Annotated in this window: 17 protein-coding genes; 12 read left to right on the top strand and 5 right to left on the bottom strand. The window is 70.1% G+C overall.

Translation table 11 applies throughout. The features are described 5' to 3' along the window. Nucleotides 1–4 precede the first annotated feature (4 nt). Nucleotides 5–1,102: a D-alanine--D-alanine ligase family protein gene (locus FKO37_RS41030; protein WP_238607895.1), complete on the top strand. Its 1,098-nt coding sequence runs from the start codon at nucleotides 5–7 to the stop codon at nucleotides 1,100–1,102. Between the two features lie 95 nt (nucleotides 1,103–1,197). Further along, nucleotides 1,198–2,538 (top strand): MFS transporter, encoded by a 1,341-nt coding sequence (locus FKO37_RS41025; RefSeq protein ID WP_037811717.1) that lies wholly within the window; start codon nucleotides 1,198–1,200, stop codon nucleotides 2,536–2,538. Here FKO37_RS41025 and FKO37_RS41020 read toward each other — a convergent pair. Together FKO37_RS41020 and FKO37_RS41015 are read right to left on the bottom strand one after the other, a co-directional pair. After that, on the bottom strand, nucleotides 2,519–3,058 hold the full coding sequence (locus FKO37_RS41020; RefSeq protein WP_037811716.1) for a DUF3515 domain-containing protein: 540 nt from the start codon (nucleotides 3,056–3,058) through the stop codon (nucleotides 2,519–2,521). The two genes, FKO37_RS41025 and FKO37_RS41020, sit on opposite strands and share 20 nt — an antisense overlap. Before the next feature lie 19 nt (nucleotides 3,059–3,077). Continuing rightward, a complete protein-coding gene (locus tag FKO37_RS41015) occupies nucleotides 3,078–3,311 on the bottom strand; it encodes an Lrp/AsnC ligand binding domain-containing protein (protein WP_037811714.1) in 234 nt (77 codons plus the stop codon). 146 nt (nucleotides 3,312–3,457) lie between these two features. On the opposite strand from FKO37_RS41015, the gene FKO37_RS41010 reads away from it, so the two are divergent. The 5 genes from FKO37_RS41010 to FKO37_RS40990 all read left to right on the top strand — a co-directional run bounded on the left by FKO37_RS41010 (nucleotide 3,458) and on the right by FKO37_RS40990 (nucleotide 7,045). Beyond that, entirely contained in the window at nucleotides 3,458–4,417 is a 960-nt protein-coding gene (locus tag FKO37_RS41010) for a thiamine-phosphate kinase (protein ID WP_238607894.1), read from the top strand. Between the two features lie 20 nt (nucleotides 4,418–4,437). After that, on the top strand, nucleotides 4,438–4,926 hold the full coding sequence (locus FKO37_RS41005; RefSeq protein WP_238607893.1) for a GNAT family N-acetyltransferase: 489 nt from the start codon (nucleotides 4,438–4,440) through the stop codon (nucleotides 4,924–4,926). 17 nt (nucleotides 4,927–4,943) lie between these two features. Next, nucleotides 4,944–5,474, top strand: coding sequence for a gamma carbonic anhydrase family protein (locus tag FKO37_RS41000; protein WP_134727843.1), 531 nt, complete (start codon nucleotides 4,944–4,946; stop codon nucleotides 5,472–5,474). A 31-nt stretch (nucleotides 5,475–5,505) separates the two neighbouring features. After that, on the top strand, nucleotides 5,506–6,183 hold the full coding sequence (locus FKO37_RS40995; RefSeq protein ID WP_037811706.1) for a uracil-DNA glycosylase: 678 nt from the start codon (nucleotides 5,506–5,508) through the stop codon (nucleotides 6,181–6,183). A 73-nt stretch (nucleotides 6,184–6,256) separates the two neighbouring features. Further along, on the top strand, nucleotides 6,257–7,045 hold the full coding sequence (locus FKO37_RS40990; RefSeq protein ID WP_238607892.1) for an alpha/beta fold hydrolase: 789 nt from the start codon (nucleotides 6,257–6,259) through the stop codon (nucleotides 7,043–7,045). A 195-nt stretch (nucleotides 7,046–7,240) separates the two neighbouring features. Here FKO37_RS40990 and rpmB read toward each other — a convergent pair whose 3' ends face one another. Next, entirely contained in the window at nucleotides 7,241–7,432 is a 192-nt protein-coding gene (gene rpmB / locus FKO37_RS40985) for a 50S ribosomal protein L28 (RefSeq protein ID WP_009074135.1), read from the bottom strand. A gap of 134 nt (nucleotides 7,433–7,566) precedes the next feature. On the opposite strand from rpmB, the gene FKO37_RS40980 reads away from it, so the two are divergent. Then, nucleotides 7,567–9,153: a DAK2 domain-containing protein gene (locus tag FKO37_RS40980; RefSeq protein WP_037811702.1), complete on the top strand. Its 1,587-nt coding sequence runs from the start codon at nucleotides 7,567–7,569 to the stop codon at nucleotides 9,151–9,153. Nucleotides 9,154–9,155: 2 nt separating this feature from the next. Further along, nucleotides 9,156–11,309 (top strand): ATP-dependent DNA helicase RecG, encoded by a 2,154-nt coding sequence (gene recG, locus FKO37_RS40975; protein ID WP_238607891.1) that lies wholly within the window; start codon nucleotides 9,156–9,158, stop codon nucleotides 11,307–11,309. Between the two features lie 60 nt (nucleotides 11,310–11,369). Here the strand turns inward: recG and FKO37_RS40970 are convergent, their stop codons facing one another. After that, nucleotides 11,370–16,337: an RHS repeat-associated core domain-containing protein gene (locus FKO37_RS40970; protein ID WP_238607890.1), complete on the bottom strand. Its 4,968-nt coding sequence runs from the start codon at nucleotides 16,335–16,337 to the stop codon at nucleotides 11,370–11,372. A gap of 289 nt (nucleotides 16,338–16,626) precedes the next feature. Between FKO37_RS40970 and FKO37_RS40965 the strand changes: the two genes are divergently transcribed. After that, complete coding sequence (locus tag FKO37_RS40965; protein WP_037811698.1) at nucleotides 16,627–17,154, top strand: GNAT family N-acetyltransferase; 528 nt, start codon at nucleotides 16,627–16,629, stop codon at nucleotides 17,152–17,154. 449 nt (nucleotides 17,155–17,603) lie between these two features. Here FKO37_RS40965 and FKO37_RS40960 read toward each other — a convergent pair whose 3' ends face one another. Continuing rightward, nucleotides 17,604–18,236, bottom strand: coding sequence for a TetR/AcrR family transcriptional regulator (locus tag FKO37_RS40960; protein WP_238607889.1), 633 nt, complete (start codon nucleotides 18,234–18,236; stop codon nucleotides 17,604–17,606). A gap of 31 nt (nucleotides 18,237–18,267) precedes the next feature. On the opposite strand from FKO37_RS40960, the gene FKO37_RS40955 reads away from it, so the two are divergent. Both FKO37_RS40955 and FKO37_RS40950 read left to right on the top strand, forming a co-directional pair. Then, entirely contained in the window at nucleotides 18,268–19,485 is a 1,218-nt protein-coding gene (locus FKO37_RS40955; RefSeq protein ID WP_238607888.1) for an erythromycin esterase family protein, read from the top strand. A 250-nt stretch (nucleotides 19,486–19,735) separates the two neighbouring features. After that, nucleotides 19,736–20,668 (top strand): S8 family peptidase, encoded by a 933-nt coding sequence (locus FKO37_RS40950; RefSeq protein ID WP_107051010.1) that lies wholly within the window; start codon nucleotides 19,736–19,738, stop codon nucleotides 20,666–20,668. Nucleotides 20,669–20,732 lie beyond the last annotated feature (64 nt).

Raw genomic sequence — 20,732 nt, 5'->3', positions numbered from 1 at the left:
GGCTATGAGCGCTGAAAAGATCCGGGTCGCGGTCGTGTTCGGTGGCCGCAGCAGCGAGCACACCATCTCGTGCCTGTCCGCGGGCAGTGTGATCTCGAACCTGGATCCGGACCGCTTCGAGGTGCTCCCGGTCGGCGTCACGCCGAACGGCGGCTGGGTGCTCGGCACCGGCGACCCGAAGCAGCTCAGCATCCAGGGCCGCGAGCTGCCGTCGGTCGAGTCCGGCCGCTCGCTCGTGCTCGCCGGCGACCCGACCAGCCGCGAGCTGCGCACGGTCGACCCGGGCCAGGCCACCGAGGTGCTCGGCACCGTCGACGTCGTCTTCCCGGTGCTGCACGGTGCCTTCGGCGAGGACGGCACCATCCAGGGCCTGCTCGAACTCGCCGACATTCCGTACGTCGGCCCCGGCGTGCTCGCCAGCGCGGCGGCGATGGACAAGGAATACGCGAAGAAGCTGCTCGCCGCGGAAGGGCTGCCGGTCGGCACCTACGCCGCGCTGCGCCGCGGACAGTCCACTTTGGCCGAAGCGGACCGGGAACGCCTTGGCCTGCCGGTGTTCGTGAAGCCCTCGCGCGCCGGTTCGTCGGTCGGGATCTCCCGGGTCGCCGACTGGGCCGGCCTGGACGCCGCGATCGAACTGGCCCGGCGCACCGACCCGAAGGTGCTCGTCGAGGCTGCGGTGCGCGGGCGCGAGGTCGAATGCGGCGTGCTGGAATTCCCGGACGGCCGCGTCGAGGCGTCGCTCCCGGCGGAGATCCGGGTCCTCGCCGAGGGCGAGGACGCCTGGTACGACTTCGAAACCAAGTACCTCGGCGAGGACGCCGAACTGGACATCCCGGCCAAACTGGACGACGCGCTCACCGACCGGCTGCGCGCGATGGCCGTCGAGGCGTTCCGCGCGCTCGACTGCCAGGGCCTCGCCCGCGTCGACTTCTTCGTGACCGAGGAAGGCGACCTGGTGATCAACGAGGTCAACACGATGCCCGGGTTCACCACGAAGTCCGCCTACCCGAAGATGTGGGAGGTCACCGGGGTGGACTACCCGACGCTGCTGTCGACGCTGATCGACACCGCGCTCGCGCGGGGCACCGGCCTGCGCTGACCGCCGCGACCGCGGCGCGCGCGGCCGGACCAGGCCAGCGACCTTACGATGGCCCTCGAACAAACGGCCTGTCCCCACCGTAAGGAAAACAGCGCGTGCAGATCGCATCCCGGCTCGACCGGCTCCCGGTCACCCGGCGGCACCGGTACTTCGTCGCAGTGGTCGGCATCGCGACCTTCTTCGACCTCTACGACCTGTTCCTCGCGGCGACCATCAGCACCGTCCTCACCAAGGAGTTCGGCGTCACCCCGACGACGCTGAAGTACGTCCTGGCGTCGGCGTTCGTCGGCGCGTTCGTGGGCGCGGTGTTCCTCGGCAGACTGGCCGACCGGCTCGGCCGGCGCCGCGCGTTCCTGCTCACCCTGGGCCTGTACTCGGTGTTCACGCTGCTCGGCGCGTTCAGCACGGACGTGTGGATGCTGGTGATCTGCCGGTTCATCGCCGGGATCGGCATCGGCGCGGAACTGCCGGTCGCTGACGCCTATCTCGCCGACCTGCTGCCCGCGCGCGCCCGCGGCCGGGCGACAGCCTGGGCTTACACCATCGGCTTCTGCGGCGTCCCCGCTGCCGGATTCCTCGCCCGTGCTTTGGTTGGCCACGCGCCGCTCGGCATCGACGGCTGGCGCTGGCTGTTCGTGATCGGCGCGCTGGGCGCGGCGGTCGTGTGGGCGCTGCGGTTTACGCTGCCGGAATCACCGCGTTGGCTTGCGGCACAAGGAAGAATCGGCGAAGCGGACGAGGTCGTGCGCAAGCTCGAAGCGAGCGCGCCGCAGCCGTTGCCCGAACCGGAGCCGGAACCACCCGCGCCCGAACCCGTGCGCGCGTCGGCATTGCTGCGTCCGCCGTGGTTCCGTCGCACGGCGATGCTGTACGTCTTCCAGCTGCTGCAATCGTTCGGCTACTACGGCTTCGGTTCGCTGGTGCCGATTGTGCTGGCCGCCAAGGGTTTCGGCCTCGTCACGTCGCTGACGTTCAGCGCGCTCACCTTCCTGGGCTATCCGATCGGGTCGGCGCTGTCCATCCCGATCATCGAACGGCTGGAACGCAAGTGGCTGATCGTCGCGAGCGCGGCGGCGATGGCGGTGTTCGGGCTGGCCTTCGGCTACGCGACGTCCGGCGTGCTCATTGCGGTGTTCGGTTTCTGCTACACCGCCGTCAGCAACGTCTTCTCCAACGCCTTCCACACCTACCAGGGCGAACTGTTCCCGACGTCGCTGCGCGGCACCGCCGCCGGCTCGGCCTACGCGTTGTCCCGGCTGGCGACGGCGGCGATGCCGTTCGTGCTGCTGCCGGTTCTGCATTCGGCGGGCGCGACGACGATGTTCGCGGTGGTCGCGGGTGCGATGGTGCTGCTGATGGTCGACGTGGCGGTGCTCGGCCCGCGTACTACTGGCGAGTCGCTGGAGACGATCGCGGCTAGAACTTCAGAGGCTTGACCGGCAACTTGGCCGAGATAGCGTCCGAAATGGCCTGCAGCGGTCCCGTCCCGGCGCTCTCCGGGACGGTCAGCGCGACGTAGACCGGCCGGTCGACCGCGTACCAGGTGGCCGAACCGCCCTGCTCGATCTGCAGCCACTGCACCTTGTTGACCACGCGCAGCTGCGCGGTCTGGGTGAGCTCCGGCGGGCGTTCGAGGCCGCAGCGCAGCACGACCGGATCCGGTTCGCCCCACGCGACGGTGGCCTTCGGCGCGGGCTCGGCGAGCGTGCGCGGCGACAGTTCCTTGCCGTTCGACGTGAGCGTGGCCGGGACCCCGGCGATCAGCTTCGCGCAGTCCGGCGACCCGGCCTGCGGCGCGGGAACGGACACGAGCGCGAGCGGCTGGTTCGGATCGGGCTGTCCCGAAGAGCTCTTCGTCAGCGCGACGACCGCGACCGCGACCGCCAGCGCGGCCACGAGCAACGACGCGGTGACGAGGACGACCTTCGGAGGGGCCCCGGTGTCGGTGTCTGCCACCGCCTCAGTGGACCACGGCTCAGAGATGCACGACCGGGCAGGTCAGCGTGCGCGTGATCCCCTGCACGTTCTGCACGCGGGCGACGACGAGCTGGCCGAGCTGGTCCACCGTGTCCGCGGCGGCGCGCACGATCACGTCGTACGGGCCGGTGACGTCCTCGGAGCTGGTCACGCCCGGGACCCCGGCGATCTCCGCAGCCACCGCGGCCGCCTTGCCGACCTCGGTCTGGATGAGGATGTATGCGTGGACCACGGCGTGCCCTTTCGTCGGTGGCGGTCTAGTCGAGGTAGGAACGGTGTAGACGGTGTAGGAAACGTAGCGCCAGCCCTGGGAAAAACCTAGGGGATCCGATTGTCGGTGGCCGATCCGACACAGGCGAGGGAAACAGGAGGTGACCGGTGTCACCGGACGAGCACTCGGTGGCCGCGACAGGCGAGTTCGGCCTGATCCGGCGGGTCACCGAAGGACGCGCGCAGCCGCCGTCGACACTGCTGGGCCCGGGCGACGACGCGGCGGTTCTCGCCGCGCCGGACGGCCGCGTGGTCGTGACGACCGACGTGCTGGTCCACGGCGTGCACTTCCGGCTCGACTGGTCGAGCCCGGAGCAGGTCGGGCGCAAGGCGGTCGCGGTGAATCTGTCCGACGTCGCGGCGATGGGCGCGAAACCGACGTCGGTGGTCGTCGGGATCGCGTGCCCGGCCGACACCCCGGCGCAGGTCGTGACCGAGATCATGGACGGCATGTGGGCCGAGGCGAACGCGGCCGGGATCGGGGTGTCCGGCGGCGATCTCGTGAGCGCGGACCAGCTCGTGATCAGCGTCACCGCATTGGGCGACCTCGAAGACCGCGAACCGGTGACCCGCTCCGGCGCGCGCCCCGGCGACGTGCTCGCGGTGTGCGGACGGCTCGGCTGGGCCGCGGCCGGGCTCGCGGTGCTGCGCCGCGGATTCCGGTCGCCGGTCGGGGTGGTGAACGCGCAGCGCTGCCCGGAACCGCCGTATTCGGCCGGTCCGCAGGCCGCGCACGCCGGTGCGACGGCGATGATGGACGTGTCCGACGGGCTCCTCGCCGACCTCGCGCACCTGGCCGCGGCTTCCGAGGTCGGGCTCGACGTGCAGACCGCGTTGCTCGAGGTGCCGACGCGGCTGAAGGAGGTCGGCAGCGCGCTCGGCGCGGACCCGATGCAGTGGGTGCTGACCGGCGGCGAGGACCACGCGCTGGTCGCGACGTTCCCGCCGTTCGACGACCTGCCCGAGGGCTGGCGCAAGATCGGCGTGGTCACCATGCCCGGATCCGGCGTCACCGTGGACGGGCGCGAGTACGACCAGCAGGGCGGCTGGGAGCACTGGCAGCAGTGAACCTTCATTAGGCTGGCGCCGTGGACATCCGTGCCGTCGCCTTCGACCACCCCGACGCCGCCAAGCTGATGGCCGAGGTGCAACTGGAGTACGTGCGCCGCTACGGCTCCGAGGACGAGACCCCGATGGACCCCGCGGAGTTCGCGCCGCCGCGGGGCCTGTTCCTGGTCGGGTACCTGGACGACGTGCCGGTGGCGTCCGGCGCGTGGCGCGCGCACGACGGTCCCGAGCCGACGTTCCGGCCCGGCGACGTCGAGCTGAAACGGATGTACGTGGTCGAATCCGCGCGGGGCCGCGGTTTCGCCCGCGCGATGCTCGCCGAACTGGAACGCACCGCGGTCGCCGCCGGACGCCGCCGCGTCGTGCTGGAGACGGGCACCGAACAGCCGGAAGCGATCGCCCTCTACCGTTCGTCGGGCTACGTCGAGGTCCCGGCTTTCGGTTATTACGGCGAAATGCCCGAAAGCCGGTACTACGGCAAGGATCTGGCCCGCGACCGACAACACTGAACGACCCGGAGGCGGCATTGGCCATCTACGCGCTCGGCGACCTGGTCCCGACCATCCACCCGGACGCCTACGTCCATCCCGACGCCACTGTGATCGGCGACGTCCGGATCGGCGCGCGCGCCTCGGTCTGGCCGCAGACGGTGCTGCGCGGCGACCACGGGTACATCGAGATCGGCGAACGTTCGAACGTGCAGGACGGCTGCGTCGTCCACTGCACCGCGCGGCATCCGACGATCGTGGGCCCGTCCTCGGCGGTCGGGCACGCGGTGCACATCGAGGGCGCGACGATCGGCACCGGCTGCCTGATCGCGTCGGGTTCGGTGGTGCTGAACGGAAGCGTGATCGAGGATGGCGGCATGGTCGGCGCGGGCGCGGTGCTGTCGTACGAATCGCGCGTCGGCACCGGCGAGATCGCACTGGGAGTTCCGGCGAAAACGCGGCCGAACAAGTCGTTTTCCGAAGACCAGATCGCCGCGGTGGTGGATTCCTACGTCCGGCGCGGGGCCCGGTTCCGGGCCGAGTTGCGCAGGCTGGACCCGCCCCGGTGACCTCGGGCACGTGGCGCTAGGCTCGCGGGCCGTGACTGGACGACCGCTGGACGAAATCGTCGAAGCCGGCTGGGCGAAAGCCCTTGAACCAGTGGCCCCGCAGGTCGCCGCGATGGGGGAGTTCCTCCGCGCCGAGATCGCCGCGGGCCGCACCTATCTTCCCGCGGGCGAGCACGTGCTGCGCGCGTTCAAGCAGCCGTTCGACGACGTCCGCGTGCTGATCGTCGGCCAGGACCCGTACCCGACGCCGGGGCACGCGGTCGGCTTGAGCTTCTCGGTGGCCCCGGACGTGCGGCCGATCCCGAAGAGCCTGATCAACATCTACCAGGAGTACTGCGAGGACCTGGGCCATCCGACGCCGTCCAACGGCGACCTGACCCCGTGGGCGGAGCAGGGCGTGTTGCTGCTGAACCGGTCGCTCACCGTGCAGCCGCACAAGTCGAACTCGCACCAGGGCAAGGGCTGGGAGCAGGTCACCGAGCAGGCGATCAAGGCGCTCGCCGCGCGCGGCGGACCGCTGGTGGCGATCCTGTGGGGCCGCAACGCGCGGAACCTGCGGCCGATGCTCGGCGAGGTGCCGTGCATCGAATCGGCGCACCCGAGCCCGCTTTCGGCGCGCAACGGCTTCTTCGGGTCGCGGCCGTTCAGCCGGGCGAACCAGCTGCTGGTCCAGCAGGGCGCGGAACCGCTCGACTGGAAACTTCCCTGACGCGGCGTGTCCAGTTCCGGCGATCGGCGCCGACCACCAGGGTAAGCAGCGACTGAAACCCTGGAGGAACGCCATGACCGCCACCGTCACGTCCGCCGACGGCACCCCGATCGCCTTCGACACCTACGGCACGGGTTCGCCGGTGCTGCTGGTCGGCGGCGCGGTGAACGACCGCACGACCGTCGCCGCGCTCGCCGCGGTGCTCGCCGACGCCGGTTTCACCGCCGTCGCCTACGACCGGAGAGGCCGCGGCGACAGCGGCGACGCGCCGGTCTACGCCGTCGAGCGCGAGATCGACGACCTCGAGGTGCTGATCGAGGCCGTCGGCGGCTCGGCCGCGGTGTTCGGCCACTCGTCCGGCGCGATCCTGGCCCTGGAAGCGGCGGCGCGCGGGCTGCCGATCACGAAGGTGGCGGTGTACGAACCGCCGTTCATCGGCGACGACCGCCCACGGCCGGCCGAAGACCTGGTGGACCGGGTCAGCGCCTGCCTCGCCGACGGCGACCGGGACGGCGCGGTCGAGTTGTTCCTGGTCGAGGGCACCGGGACCCCGGCCTCGATGGTGGACTCGATGAAGTCCGCGCCGGTGTGGGGCTGGTTCGTCGGACTGGCGCACACGCTGCCGTACGACCTGACCGTGTGCGGCCGCGGCAACTACCTGCCGACGGACCGGCTGGCGGCGATCACCGTCCCGGTGCTGTCGCTGTCCGGCGGCGCGGGGGAGGCGTGGATGACGTCGTCCGCCAAGGCTGTGGCGGGAGCGGTCGCGCATGGGCGGTATGAGGAGATCCCGGGGCAGGACCACGGGGTGCTGAACGCGCCGGAGTCCTTGCGAGAGGTGCTGGCGAACTTCCTGCGGTGACGAAAAAGGGGCGGGTGCCGAAGCACTCGCCCCTTTCCTCGCCCCAACTCAAGTTCCGACCCCAAGGCGACTCAACGCGGGGGTCCAGGGGGCTTGCCCCTGGCGGGGGCTCGGGGGTTCGACCCCCGGAAGACACCTGAGCGCAGAAAAATGGCGAGTGCTCTCCACGAGCACTCGCCACCCTGAAATCTGCGCTCAGCCGCGGACGACCTTGCCAGCCTTGATGCACGAGGTGCAGGCGTTCAGGCGCTTGCGCTGGGACACGCCGACCTTCGCGTGCACAACCTGGATGTTCGGGTTCCACCGGCGGTTGGTACGCCGGTGGGAGTGCGAGACCGACTTGCCGAAGCCGGGTCCCTTGCCACAGACGTCGCACACGGCAGCCACGTCGAACTCCTCTGGATATGGGACAAAGAATGCGCGCCCGAACGTGCCGGGCAACTCGACCATAGTAACGAGTGGTCTCGGGGGGCTTGCCGCGGGGTCGTTACCCTCGCGGGGACCGGCTAGGAGGTTACGGGGTGCGGGTGCTGGACGCGGCGGCGGTGTCGGGCTGGGCGGCGGCCTCTGTGCGCAGCTTGGACAGGCTGCGCACGGCCATCGACGGCATCAACGTCTACCCGGTCGCGGACTCCGACACCGGCTCCAACCTGCTGTACACGATGACCGGCGCGCACGAGGCGCTCGCCGCGGCGGAACCGGCCGACGCGGCTGAGGCGCTGGCGGTGCTGGCGCGCGGGGCGGTGGCGCACGCGCGGGGCAATTCGGGCGTGATCCTGTCCCAGGTCGTGCGGGGGATGGCCGACTGGGCGGCCACCGGCGGCGACCTCGACGGATCGGGCCTTGCCGCTGCGCTGGGGCACGCGGACCAGGCCGCCACGGGCGCGGTCAGCAGGCCGGTTGCCGGGACGATGCTGACCGTTCTGCACGCCGTGGCCGCCGCCGTCCGAGACACGACGCGGACGTTGCCCGAGGTAGCGCGCGAGGTCGTCACCGTGGCGGCGGCCGCGCTGGAGGAGACGCCCAAGCAGTTGCCCGCGCTGGCCAAGGCGGGAGTCGTCGACGCGGGGGGCCGCGGGCTGGTCGCGGTGCTCGACGCGCTGGCCGGCGTGATCACCGGCGAACCCGAGGACCCCGGACACGACTTGAAGGCGGTCGCTTCGCTGCCGGAGCAGGCGCCGTACGCGTGGGAGGTCATGTACTTGCTGGACGAGGTCGACGAGGCCCGGCTGCCGGCGTTGCGCAAGGAACTGAGCGGGTTCGGCGACAGCGTGACCGTGGCGGGCGACGGTTCGGGCAGCCACGCGGTGCACGTCCATTGCGCGGACATCGGCGCGGCCATCGAAGCCGGGCTGCAGCTGGGCAGGCCGCGGAAGATCCGGGTCGAACCGCTGATCACGCCGACGCCGATCGAACCCGGTGGCGGTATCGACCGGTCTGTGGTCGCGGTGGTGCGCGGCGGCGGGCTCGCCGAGCTGCTGCGCGCCGAGGGCGTCGCCGTGCTGGCGGTGCCCGAGGGCGAGACGCCGAGCGTCGAGGACATGATCGGGCTGTTCAACGAGGCGGCCGGACAGCACCTGAGCGTCCTGCCGGGCGGGCCGGACCTCACCGCGGCCGCCGACACCGCCGCCGGGCATCCGATGGCGGGCGAGCGCGACGTCGTGGTGATCCCGTGCGCGTCGCCGGTGCAGGTGCTGGCCGCGCTCGCGGTGCACGACAGCGGACGCCGGGTCAACGACGACGTCGTCGCGATGGCCGAGGCGGCCGCCGCGACCAGGCGTGGCGAGCTGCGGATCGCGCACGAGGAGTCGCTAACCTGGGTGGGCCGGGCCCAGTCCGGCGACGTGATCGGCCTGGTCGACGACGAGGTGGTGCTGATCGAGCCCGCCCCGGCGTCGGCGACGAATCTCGTCGCGGCGGCGGTCAGCGTGCTGAACCGGATGCTGGCGCTCGGCGGCGAGCTGGTCACCGTCCTGAGCGGGGCGGACGCTCCGCCGAGGGTGGCCGCCGAGCTCGCCGAACAACTGCGGCTGGAGCACCCCGAGGTGGAGTTGACGAGTTACGCCGGCGGGCAAAACGACGCTGTGCTGCTGATGGGGGTCGAATAATCATGGCCGGGCTTCGCGACAAGCTCCCGCTGCTGCTGGGCGCGAAAACGGCGAAGGCGCTGTCGAGTTCGCTCGACATCGAGACGGTTTCCGATCTGCTGCGCCACTATCCGCGCCGCTACGCCGAACGAGGCGAGCTGACCGACATCGCCGGGCTGGAGCTCGGCGAGCACGCGACCGTGCTGGCGCGGATCGAGAAGATCAGCAAGCGCCGGATGAAATCCCGCAACGGCACCATCCTCGACATGGTGATCACCGACGGCAAGCGACGGCTCGCGTGCGCGTTCTTCAATCAGGCGTGGCGCGAGAAGGAGCTGGCCCCCGGCAAAACCGGGCTGTTCGCGGGCAAGGTCACCGCGTTCCGGGACACGCTGCAGCTGGCCAACCCGGAGTACGAACTGCTCGACGCCGAACGCGAGGCCGAGGCGGTCGACAACTTCCTCGCCGAGATCATCCCGGTGTACCCGGCGGCGCAAGGCATGCCGACCTGGTCGATCGCCAAATGCGTGCGGCAGGTGCTGGACGTGCTGGAGGTCGGCGAGGACCCGATGCCCGAGGAACTGCGCAAGCGGCACGGGCTGCCCGGTCTCGAGCGCGCGCTGCGCGGCATCCACCGCCCGGAGGACTGGGCGCACCTGGAGTCGTCGCGGCACCGGCTCAAGTGGGACGAAGCGATGGCCGTGCAGCTGATTTTCGCGCAGCGCAGGCATTCCGCGGTGTCGCGTCCGGCGAAGGCGAGCCCGCACGTCGACGGCGGCCTGCTCGACGCGTTCGACAAGCGGCTGCCGTTCGACCTCACCGCGGGCCAGCGCGCGATCGGCGACGAGATCGCGGCCGACCTGTCGACCGAGCATCCGATGAACCGGTTGCTGCAGGGCGAGGTCGGTTCCGGCAAGACGGTGGTCGCGCTGCGGGCGATGCTGCAGGTCGTCGATTCCGGACGGCAGGCGGCGATGCTCGCGCCCACCGAGGTACTGGCCGCGCAGCACGCGCGCTCGCTGCGCGAAATGCTCGGCGACATCGGGATGGCGGGCGAGCTCGGCGCGGCCGAGAATTCCACCCGGATCACGCTGCTCACCGGGTCGATGGGCGCGAAGGAACGCAAGAAAGCGTTGCTGGAGACGGTAAGCGGCGAGGCGGGCATCGTCGTCGGCACGCACGCGCTGATCCAGGACACCGTGCAGTTCGCCGATCTCGGGCTCGTGGTCGTGGACGAACAGCACCGGTTCGGCGTCGAGCAACGGGACGCTTTGCGCTCGCGCGGGGCCGATTCGACGAGTCCGCACGTGCTGGTCATGACGGCGACGCCGATCCCGCGCACGGTCGCCATGACGGTCTACGGCGACCTGGAAATCTCGGCGCTGCGCGAAATGCCGGTCGGCCGCTCGCCGATCAAGACGACGGTCGTGCCGGTCGCGGAGAAGCCCGCGTGGTTCGACCGGGTGTGGCAGCGGGTCAGCGAGGAAGTCGGCAAGGGACACCAGGCGTACGTCGTGTGCCCGCGGATCGGCGACGAACCGCCGTCGGACAAGAGCGACAAGCGGCCGCCGCTCGCGGTGCTGGACGTCGCGCCGGATCTCGCCAACGGCGCGTTGAAGGGCTTGAAGATCGCCGCCCTGCACGGCCGGATGCCGACGGACGAGAAGGACGCCGTCATGCAGGCGTTCGGCGCGGGGAAGGTCGAGGTGCTGGTCGCGACGACGGTGGTCGAGGTCGGCGTGAACGTCCCCAACGCGACGGCGATGGTCATCCTCGACGCCGACCGCTTCGGCGTGAGCCAGCTGCACCAGCTTCGCGGCCGGGTCGGGCGGGGGAGCGTACCCGGATTGTGTTTGCTGGTCACGGAAACCCTGGACGGCACTTCCACGCGCGAGCGGCTGGCGGCGGTCGAGTCCACCACGGACGGGTTCGAACTGTCCCGATTGGACCTGGAACTGCGCCGGGAGGGCGACATCCTCGGTGCGGCGCAGTCGGGCAAGCGGTCCGGGCTGAAACTGCTGTCGTTGCTGCGGGACGAGGACGTGATCACCGAGGCGCGGGCGCAGGCTCAGGAGATCGTGACGGCCGATCCGGAGCTGGCTTCGCTGCCGGGGCTGGCGCAGATGGTGGCGGACGTCGTCGACCTGGAGCGGGCGGAGTACCTGGAGAAGAGCTGAGCGGGGCGCGACCCGGGAGTTTCCCGGGCCACGCCTTCTTGCTTGAGGTTTCTCGTGGGGTCAGGCGTCGTAGAGGTCGTCGTCGGAGTCGTAGCCGTGGTTCCGGCGGCTGCTGCTGCCTCCGTAGCTGCTGCCGCCGCCGTATCCGCCGCTGCCGCCGTAGCCGCCGCTGTATCCGCCGTGGCTGCTGGAGCCACCGCCGTAACTGCTGGAACCGCCGCCGTAACTCCCGCTGTATCCGCCGCTGTAGCTCCCGCCGCCTGACCCGCGGTGGCCGGAGGACCGGCTCGGCTGCGGACTCACCAGATCCCAGTCGTGGTCCGGATTGCCGACGTAGCCGCGGTGGTTCTTGTCCCAGTAGACCCGGTTGGAGTCCCGCGGGTCCGGGGCGCCGAACCGGGGTTCCTGGGATCCGCTCGCGGCGGAGTTGCTCTTCGGTTCGAGGTGCTTGAAGATCCGCACGTCGGAGTTGTGCGCGAAGTTCTGTTCGGGCGTGTTCCGATGGCCGGTCTGGTTGAAATGGGTTCCGGCCGACGGGTTGTGGCCCATCACGACATTGCTGTGGCCGCGGACGATGCCGGTGGGATTGCCGAGGTAGTCGTGCGTCTGGTAGCGCCGGTTCGGGTCCATGTACCACTTGGTGTCGTCGCCGCGCCTGCGGAACTTCGGCGGCGGCGAAACGGCGTTCCGCTCGAACAGCGGCCGCATCTTGGAATGCTTGTGCGACAGGTTCTTGTAGCCGTAGTGCTCGCGCCTGCGCGCGCCGGCCGCGAGGGTGGGCGGTCCCTCCTGGTAGACCCGGCCGCCGGGGGAGCGCACGCGGCGCTCCCCGTTCGGGCCGGGGCTGGGCGAGCGGGTGCGGCCCCGGCCGCGCTGGGAACCGCCGCCGGAGCCGCCGGACCCGCGCGGGGTGTTGCAGGATCCCCCGACGAGACCGAGCGGGTCGACCGAGACGTGCGGGTTGCTGACGTAGGCGTGCGGGTCCAGTCCGCCGCCGAGCCCGAGCGGGTCGGGGCTGAGGTACCGGGCGAGCACCGGGTCGTAGTACCGGTGGAAGTTGTAGTGCAGCCCGGTTTCCTCGTCGAAATACTGGCCCTGGAACCGGAGCGGGATCCCGGTGCCGCCGGACTCGGCGACGACGACGCCGAACAGGCTGCTGCGGGACTGCCACGCGATCTCGCCGCGGTCGTCGAGCAGTTCGGTCGGCGTGCCCGAGGGTTCGGCCACGATGGCGAAGAACTGCTCGTCGACGCGTTTCTGGTCCGCGGAACCGGTGCGCCGCCGCTGCAGCAGCGGCACGAAGCTGCCCGGTTCGTAGTCCCACACCGTGGTTTCGGCGGCGCCGGGGCCGGAGCTGGTCGCCTCGGCCAGCGTTTCGCCGTCCCACGCGAAATCGACGCGTTCGAGCAGCGACGTCCCGTCGGCGGCGAAGTGTTCCTTGCGGATGCGGCGGCCCAGCGGGTCGTAGGTGTAGCGCCAGGTCGTGGCGTCCGGGACCTCGACCGCGACGAGCCGGTTCAGCGGGCCCCAGGTGTAGGTCCAGGTCCGGCCGTCCTCGTGGCGCCGGGTGCGCATCCGGCCGGACTGGTCGTAGGTGTAGCGGACGCCGCCCGCCTCGGTGATCACCGAAGCCGGCCCGGCCCGCCTGCCGCGGCGGTCCTCGTCCTCGGGCGCGGGCCAGTCGGCGTCGACGAGCCGTCCGGTCGGGTCGTAGGCGTACTGCTCGTTCCAGCCCTGGGCACGCACCGAGATCACCCGGCCGCGGACGTCCATCGCGAGCCAGCGCGACCCGGCCGTCCCGTCGTCGATCCGGTCGGGAAGGCCGTCGGGCCGGTAGTGGTACTGCCGGTCCTGGCCGAATTCGCCGTTCGCGGACCGGACCGCCTGCCGGGCGAGCCGTCCGGCCGGGGTCCACGAGCGGACGATCGCCGCGTCCTGCCCGAACGCGCGGAGGGTTTCGCGGCCCGCCCGGTCGTACTCGAATCGCGTGGTCCGGCCGGCGGCGCGCACCGCGGCCGGGAGCCCGGCTTCACGGTATTCCCAGACGCTTTCCGCCCCGGATGGCGTCTGCCGCCGAACCTGGTTGCCCGCGGGGTCGAGTTCGGAGCGGACGGCGCGTCCGTTGACCGTTTCCCCGACGATCCGGCTCGCCGCGTCCCGGGTGTACTCGATGCGGGTCGTCCCGTCGTCGAGGGCGACGAGCTCGCCGAGGACGTCGTATTCGAAGCGGGTGTGCAGCGTCCCGGACGGTCCTTCGACGGTTTCCTCGACGATGTTGCCGCGCACGTCGCGGCGCAGGGTGACGATCTCGCCTTCCTGGTTGCGGATCTCGGTCAGCTCGCCGGCGGCGTTGTAGCCGTAAGACGAACTGGCCCCGCCGAAGTCGGTCTCGCGGGAGAGGTTGCCCGCCAGGTCGTATTCGTAGCGCCAGACCTGGCCCTGTTCGTTGGTCACCGCGGTGAGCCGCAGTTCGGTGTCGTAGGAGTATTCGAGCCGCGTGCCGTCCGGCCGGATCTCGGCCGAGACCAGGTCGAAGTGGGTCACCTCCTGCTGGGCGATCGCCGAGGAAGCGTCGGAGTGCAGGCGGTTGTTGCCTTCTCCGTCGTAGAACCATTCCTCCGTCGAGCCGTCTGGGAGGCGGTGCCAGGCGAGCGCGCCGCTGACGGTGTAACCGAATTCCTCGGCCGCGCCGTTCGGATCGACGATCGCGGAGAGCCTGCCGAAACAGTCGTAGGCGTAGGCGGTCGTCGCGCCGCGGGCGTCGGTGACGGTGATCGGGTTGCCCGCGTCGTCGGACACCACGGTCAGCGTCGAGCCGTTCGGATCGGTGACCGACGCGACGTGTCCCCACTCGTCGTAGGTATAGCTGGTGGTCGCGCCGCCCGGTTCGATGACGTGGGTCACGTTGCCGCGTTCGTCGTACTCCCAGCGGGTTTCGACGCCGGGCGCCTCAGCCATGCGGACGGCCTGGCCGAAGTCGTTGCGCTCGATGGTCAATTCCGTGCCGTCCGGCCGCTGGAGGGCGACCAGGTTGTTCATCTCGTCGTAGCGGTAGGTCCGCTGCCTGCCCATTTCGTCGGTTTCGCCGACCAGGCGGTCCAGCGCGTCCCATTCGTAGGCGCGCGCCGCGCCCGTCGGGTCCACCTCGCGCACGACCCGGCCGGTTTCGTTGAGGTGGTAGGCACTGCGGCGGCCGAGCGAGTCGACGACGTGGGTGATCCGGGCGGCCAGGTCGTAGTGCATCGTGACGGTGAGGCAGTCGCCGGAGCCTTCGGTGCGCACGACGCGGCCGTCGCGGTCGTAGTGGAAGCGGTACCACTCGCCGTTGCGGTCGGTCCACTCGACGATCCGTCCCAGATTGTCGTAGGCGTAGCGGAACGGGAGACCGGATTCGTTCGTGATCTCGGTGAGATTGCCCGCGGTGTAGCCGTAGCGGACCAACGGCACCTCGTCCCCGTCCTTGGTGACGGTGGACAGCCCGGTCACGAGCCCGCCTTCGGTGGCGATCTGGATCAGGTGGCCGCCGCTGTGCCGCATCGCGACCGGCGTGCCGTGCTGGTCGCGCTGGAAGTAGATGTGCTCCTTGCCGCGGCCGCTGATCGAGCGGATCGGCCGGACCGGGCCGTTGCCGCGCTCGAAGGTCAGGACCCGCTCGCTTTCGCGGTCCTCGAGGACGAATCCGCCGCCGGGCTCCTCGGCGAGATACCGCGCGGGCCCGTGCTCGGCGGCGACCCACTGGTCTCCGCGCGGCCGGGGGAACACCTGGACGATCCCGTCCGCGCCGGCGAACCACACCTGGTCCTCGTGCACCTCGATCCGTTCGTCCAAAGTGGACACCCAGGCGGGGCCGAGCCAGCCGCCCGCACGGAACGACGAGAAGTGCGTGCGCTCGAAGACCATCGGCAGCGCGCTGAGGAAGGTCGCGTCGGTCTCGGCCATCACCATCTGGCCGCTCGCGACGTCGATCGGGTCGCCGGTGGTGCAGATGTTGTCGAGGCTGCGCGAATTCTCGCCCTGCTTGTCGAGCGACCGCGAGGCGTCGCTGTTCCCCCTGGCCCCGTCTGAGGAGGAACTGCTGGAAGCCGACGTGTGCCCGCCCGACCCTCCGCTGCCGCCGTGCTCGCCGCCGCTTTCGTGGCTGCCGCTCGAGTGGCTGCCGCCGTGGTGCCCGCTGTCTCCTCCGGCGCTGGAAGTATGCGTGCCCTCGTCTCCGCCGGGGTGAGACCTGTTCCCGGTTTTGATGTCCTTGGGAGTGTGCGTCGGCGCTGCCTTGCCGCTCTTGAGGCCCTTCAACGCTTTGCCAGCGTCCTCGAACAGCACGCCGGCCTTTTTCAGCAGCGGCACCAACGCCTTGAGCGCCTTGACCAGCTTCGAAGTGACCTTCGCGATGCTCGACGCGGTCTTGGCGACGGCGGTGACGACCTGCGGAACCACCCAGGCCATCCCGATCCCCGCGGTGAACAGCACCTGCAACGCCCACGAAATCAGGTGCCCGACGAGGTCGGCGATCGTGTCCCGCACCAGCGACCGCACGGCCGCGACGATCTCGCCCGCGGTCTTGACCCCGCTCGCCGCGCCCTCGCTGCCCTTCTGCGCGCTGGCGATCAGCGCCGAGGTGTCTTCCGCCTTCTTGCGGTAGGTGTCGGCCGCTTCGCCGTTCCAGTCCTGCAGGTCCTTCTTGACCAGTTCGGTCAGCTCCGCCGAGACGCTTTCGAGCTCCTTGGCGACATTCGTCCAGGTCTCCGCCTGGGACTTGATCTCGTCCGCTTTGCCGGTGAGCGCGTCGAGCGCCTCCTTGAGCGGCCCGACGTGCTCCATGAGCCACCCGACCCCCGCGGCGAAGATCGCGCCGAACGGATCCATCACCGCGGTGAGCACGTCGATCGCGGTGCCCACCGCCCCGATCGCGACGGCCGCCCAGTTCTTGCTCTCGATCGCGGTCTTGAGGCCGGTCGCGTCCTCCAGCAAAGGAATCCCGGACATCGCGGTCGTGGAGTCCTTCACCGGCGCGATCAACGGGTTGGTCATCGATAGTCCCATTTCCTGGTGCGCACGGGCATGACGAACGAGCGGAGCCTGACCCGCCAATCCGACGAGGCTATCGGCCGGAGTCCCGACGAGCCTCCCAGGCGGGGCGGCGATGCCTGAAGTCCCGGAACCCTTGCCCGAACACACTCACGCCCCGCTGGCCCAGCCGCCCTTGTCCGGTTCCCTGACTGTCCTTTGTGGTCACTCCGGTAAACCGCATGCGGGCCGACCTGCTTGTGTGCTGAACTGCTCCCAGCCCGATCGCCCTTCGTGCCGATCCTCTGGAGGAATGGTGCCCGACCTGGTCATCCGCCCCGCGACCCCGCAAGACGCGGCAGACATCGCAGCCGTCCACGTCGGCTCCTGGCAAGCGGCCTACGCGGGTTTGCTGCCGGACGAGTTCCTGTCCGGCCTGTCGGTCGAGACACGGGAACAGTTCTGGGCTTCGAGTCTCGCGGACACTTCCCGCCCGCACACCGTCCTGACCGCAAGCACCGGCGAGAAGATCACCGGCTTCGCGGTCTTCGGCCCCAGCCGAGACGACGACGCCACCCCTGAGACGGGCGAACTGTCGTCGATCTACCTCCTCCCGTCCGAGTGGGGCCAGGGGATGGGCCGAGCCCTGCACGAGGAGTGCGTACGCGGCCTGTCGTCCCAGTTCGAGTCGGCGACACTGTGGGTGCTCTCGACTAATACCCAGGCCCGGAAGTTCTACGAACGGGCCGGGTGGGTTGCGGACGGCAAGACCAAGGTGGAATCGGTGTCCGACGGAGCGGTGACCTTGGAGGAGGTCCGGTACCGGCTGCCGTTGGGGTAGGCGTGCTTCTTTGAGCGGGCTTCGGTTGTTGCCGTTTAGCGGCGATTGCCTGCTCAGCCTGGCCGCAATCCCGCATCGTGCGTTGCCGCCTTCGACGGTGACTTTCTGTGCATCTCGCCCGTCAGGGTCGCTCGGTATGCCGCTCGTTGCTGCCCATCGCCCGGTGCCCGGTGCCCGGCTTCGTCTGGTTCGTCCCCGCTTTGCTGCGAGCGTTGAGCCAGCCCGTCGCTGAGCCGCATTCGGCTTTCGCCGTTCCGCGGCGAAAGCAAAACCGAATCACCAACCGTGCCTCTCTGCCCGCTGCCCGGCTTTGTCCCAGCTTCGCCGCAAGCGCCGAGCCAGCCCATAGCTCAGCCGCGCTATGCATTCGCCGTTCCGCGACCAAACCACCCCACCCGGCGGCGCCCTCCGCCCGTCGCCGTTTTCCGGCAACAAACCCCACCCCGGAATCAACCCCGGTCGCCATCCGCCGGCAACCGCCTGCACAACACCCCCGCCCGAGCAGCCGCGGCCCCAGCCTCCGCCGCGATCTCAGCCGTCTCCTCCGACACCGGCTCCCGCGACACGAACAACCGATAGAACACCGGCCCGCACACCGTCCGCGTCACCTCGTCCGGGTCCGTGTCGGCTGGCACCTCCCCGCGCGCCACCGCTCGCTCCACGATCACCGCGGCTCGGGCATGCCGATCCTGATAGAAATCCCGCAACGCCTCGGCCGCCCGTTCCGAGTGGAAGGCCGCCAGCACCGCAGCGGTCGGCAGCTCGCGTTGCCCCGGGGTGGTCAACGCGTGCACCACGTCCAACGCCATTCGCCGCAAATCGGCGACAAGCGAACCGGTGTCCGCCGGGCTCCACGGTTCGCTGGCACCGAACCGCAGTGCGGCCGCGACCAGTCCTTCGCGCGACTCCCATCGCCGGTAAACCGTCGTCTTGTGCACGCCCGACCGTTCGGCGACGGCCTCGACCGTCAGGTCCGTGAACCCGACCTCCGCCAGCAGATCGAGCGTCGCCCGCAAAACGGCGACGCGCGTGCGTTCCGTGCGCCCGCCCGGCCTGCTGGTCCCCGGTACCTCAGTGGCCAATCGCTACCCCTGTTGCATTAGTGTCCTCAGTATGACACCGCTGAGCACCCGTTCGCCGCTGGACGGCGACGTCGCCTCGATCACCGGCCTCATCGGCGACGCGCGCATCGTCGCGATCGGCGAGAACAACCACCACATCCGCGAGTTCGGCGAACTCCGCGACCGGTTGCTCCGCCGCCTCGTCGAGGACCACGGGTTCACGGTGCTCGGCTTCGAATCGGGCTTCGCCGAGGGCGACCTGGTGCAGCAGTGGCTCGACGGCGCTCCCGGCACCGTCGACGAGGTCGCGCGAGAAGGATTCACCTTCTCCCTCGGCGAGTCGGCCGAGGTGCACGAGATGCTGACGTGGATGCGCAGCCACGGCGGCGTCCGGTTTTCCGGACTCGACCTGCCCAGTTCGAGCGGTTCGCCGCAGCCGGCGTTGAAGATTGTCCGCGGCTTCGTGGAGGAGGTCGATCCGGAGGTTCTGCCGCTGGTCGACGCCGCGATCGCCGCGTCCGAGCCGTACTCGGCGGTCAGCAGCGCGGTCGCGCCTGGCCGTTACGCGGCAATGACCGCCGCGGACCGGGACGCGGCCACGGCTGCATTGACGACGCTCGTTGCGCACCTTCGTTCTCTTTCGCCAGTTTATCGGCAACGGAGCGAGCCAACCCGGTATGCGATCGCCGAGCACCACGCGGTCGGCGCGCTTCGCGTTGACGCGTACCTGCGCGAGTTGAGCGCCATGATGTCGGGAACGGCACCGTCGCTCCAGGGGTCGTCTCGCGACACGTACATGGCCGCAACCGTGAAGCTGCTTCGCAAGCTGTACGGCGAAGGTGAGAAGATCGTGATGATGGTCCACAACGGACACCTGCAGCGAGTGCCGTTCGCCGCTATGCCGACCATGACGTTCCCTTCCGCGGGCACACACCTCGCCGAGGAGTTCGGCGACGACTACTTCGCGCTCGGCCTGACTGCGGGCACCGGTACGACCACCGGCCTCGAACCGGACGAGAGCGAGCGGCTCGGCTTCCGGGTCTACGCACAGGAGTTGGAGCCGCCCGCCGAGGGCAGTGTCGAAGCGGCATTGGCCGGCGCGGATCCGTGCGTGGTCGATTTGCGGCAAGACCGGGCGCAGGGCCTGACCGGACCGTCGAGCGTGCGGCACGCGCACATGTTCACGAAGGTCGATGTCGTGCAAGCCTTCGACGCGCTGGTCTACTTGCCGACGATGTCGGTGAGCGCGCACGTCCCGGCGGCGAAGTAATTGTCGGTCTGCCAACTGTTGGCCGGCTAGCGGCTAAAGCTCTCAGCCGGTCAACCGTTGGCCACGAAGCGGCGAAACGCGTCGGTCGGACAGCGGTTTGCCTCTTAACTGCGAGATAGGTGCCGTGCATCGTCCCCCCCCCTTGCCTTTTACCTATCAGTGTGTCGGGGCGGGCGGCTGCTGGACTCGGACCAGCCCATCGTGTGACGTCGAGTTGCCGCCGAATGGCCACCGGGATACGACCGCAGGCATGCGGAACCGAGCGGCGCGTGGCCTTTTTTCGGCAACTCTGACATTCCTGCTGGTCGCCGGGGTGCAACCGGCCGCGCTGGCGGCGAGCGGGACGCAGGACAACCCGCCGAGCTGGGCGCTCGACCGGATCGACCAGCGAACCGGCCTCGATCAGAAGTACCACTACGACTCGGACGGCTCCGGCGTCACCGTCTACGTGATCGACAGCGGCGTCGACGCCAAACACCCGGATCTGCAGGGCCGGGTCCTGCCCGGCAAGGATTTCCTCACCACCGGCACGGACACGTCGGACACCAACGGCCATGGCACCCGCGTCGCGGGAATCGTTGCGGGACACAGCTACGGCGTCGCCAAAGGCGCGCAGATCTTCCCGGTCCGAGTGCTCGACAAGGCAGGCGGCGGCGCGACCGACACGATCATCGCCGGGCTGAACTGGGTCGCCCAGAACGCACACCAACCAGCGGTCGCGGTGCTGGGCATCGGCGGCGTGCCCAACGAGCAGCTCGACAACGCGGTCAAGGGAGTCGCCGCCGTGATGCCGATCGTGCTTCCGGCGGGGGAGGGCAGCACCGACGCCAGTCAGACCTCGCCCGCGCGAGTGCCGGAAGCGCTCACCGTCGGCGCGACCGACGTCCAGGACCAGGTCGCGCCGTTCTCGAACTTCGGCACGTCGCTCGACCTGTACGCCCCAGGCGTCGACATTCCCGCGCCGATCGCCGGAACAGCCGATGTCGGGACCTTGTCCGGCACAGCGATGGCCGCCGCGGTGGCCGCTGGCGCGGTGACCCTCTACCGGTCCGCACATCCCGACGCCGCGCCCAATGCGGTCGGCGAAGCAATTGTGCAGGACGCAACGCAGAACGTGGTCAAGAATGCGCCCTCCGGAACCGCGAATCGGCTGCTGTGCACACTGCCTGCGGGAACGCCCTGACGGTTGCGGCACCGCGGCCCGACCAGCATCATGCATGCAGGTCGGCGTGCATGATGTCCATCAC

Source organism: Amycolatopsis sp. Poz14, from assembly GCF_006704225.1.
GTDB classification, from domain to species: Bacteria; Actinomycetota; Actinomycetes; order Mycobacteriales; family Pseudonocardiaceae; genus Amycolatopsis; species Amycolatopsis nivea.
Note: the sequence above shows the minus strand (reverse complement) of the source record. Positions and strands in the feature narration are given on the sequence as shown.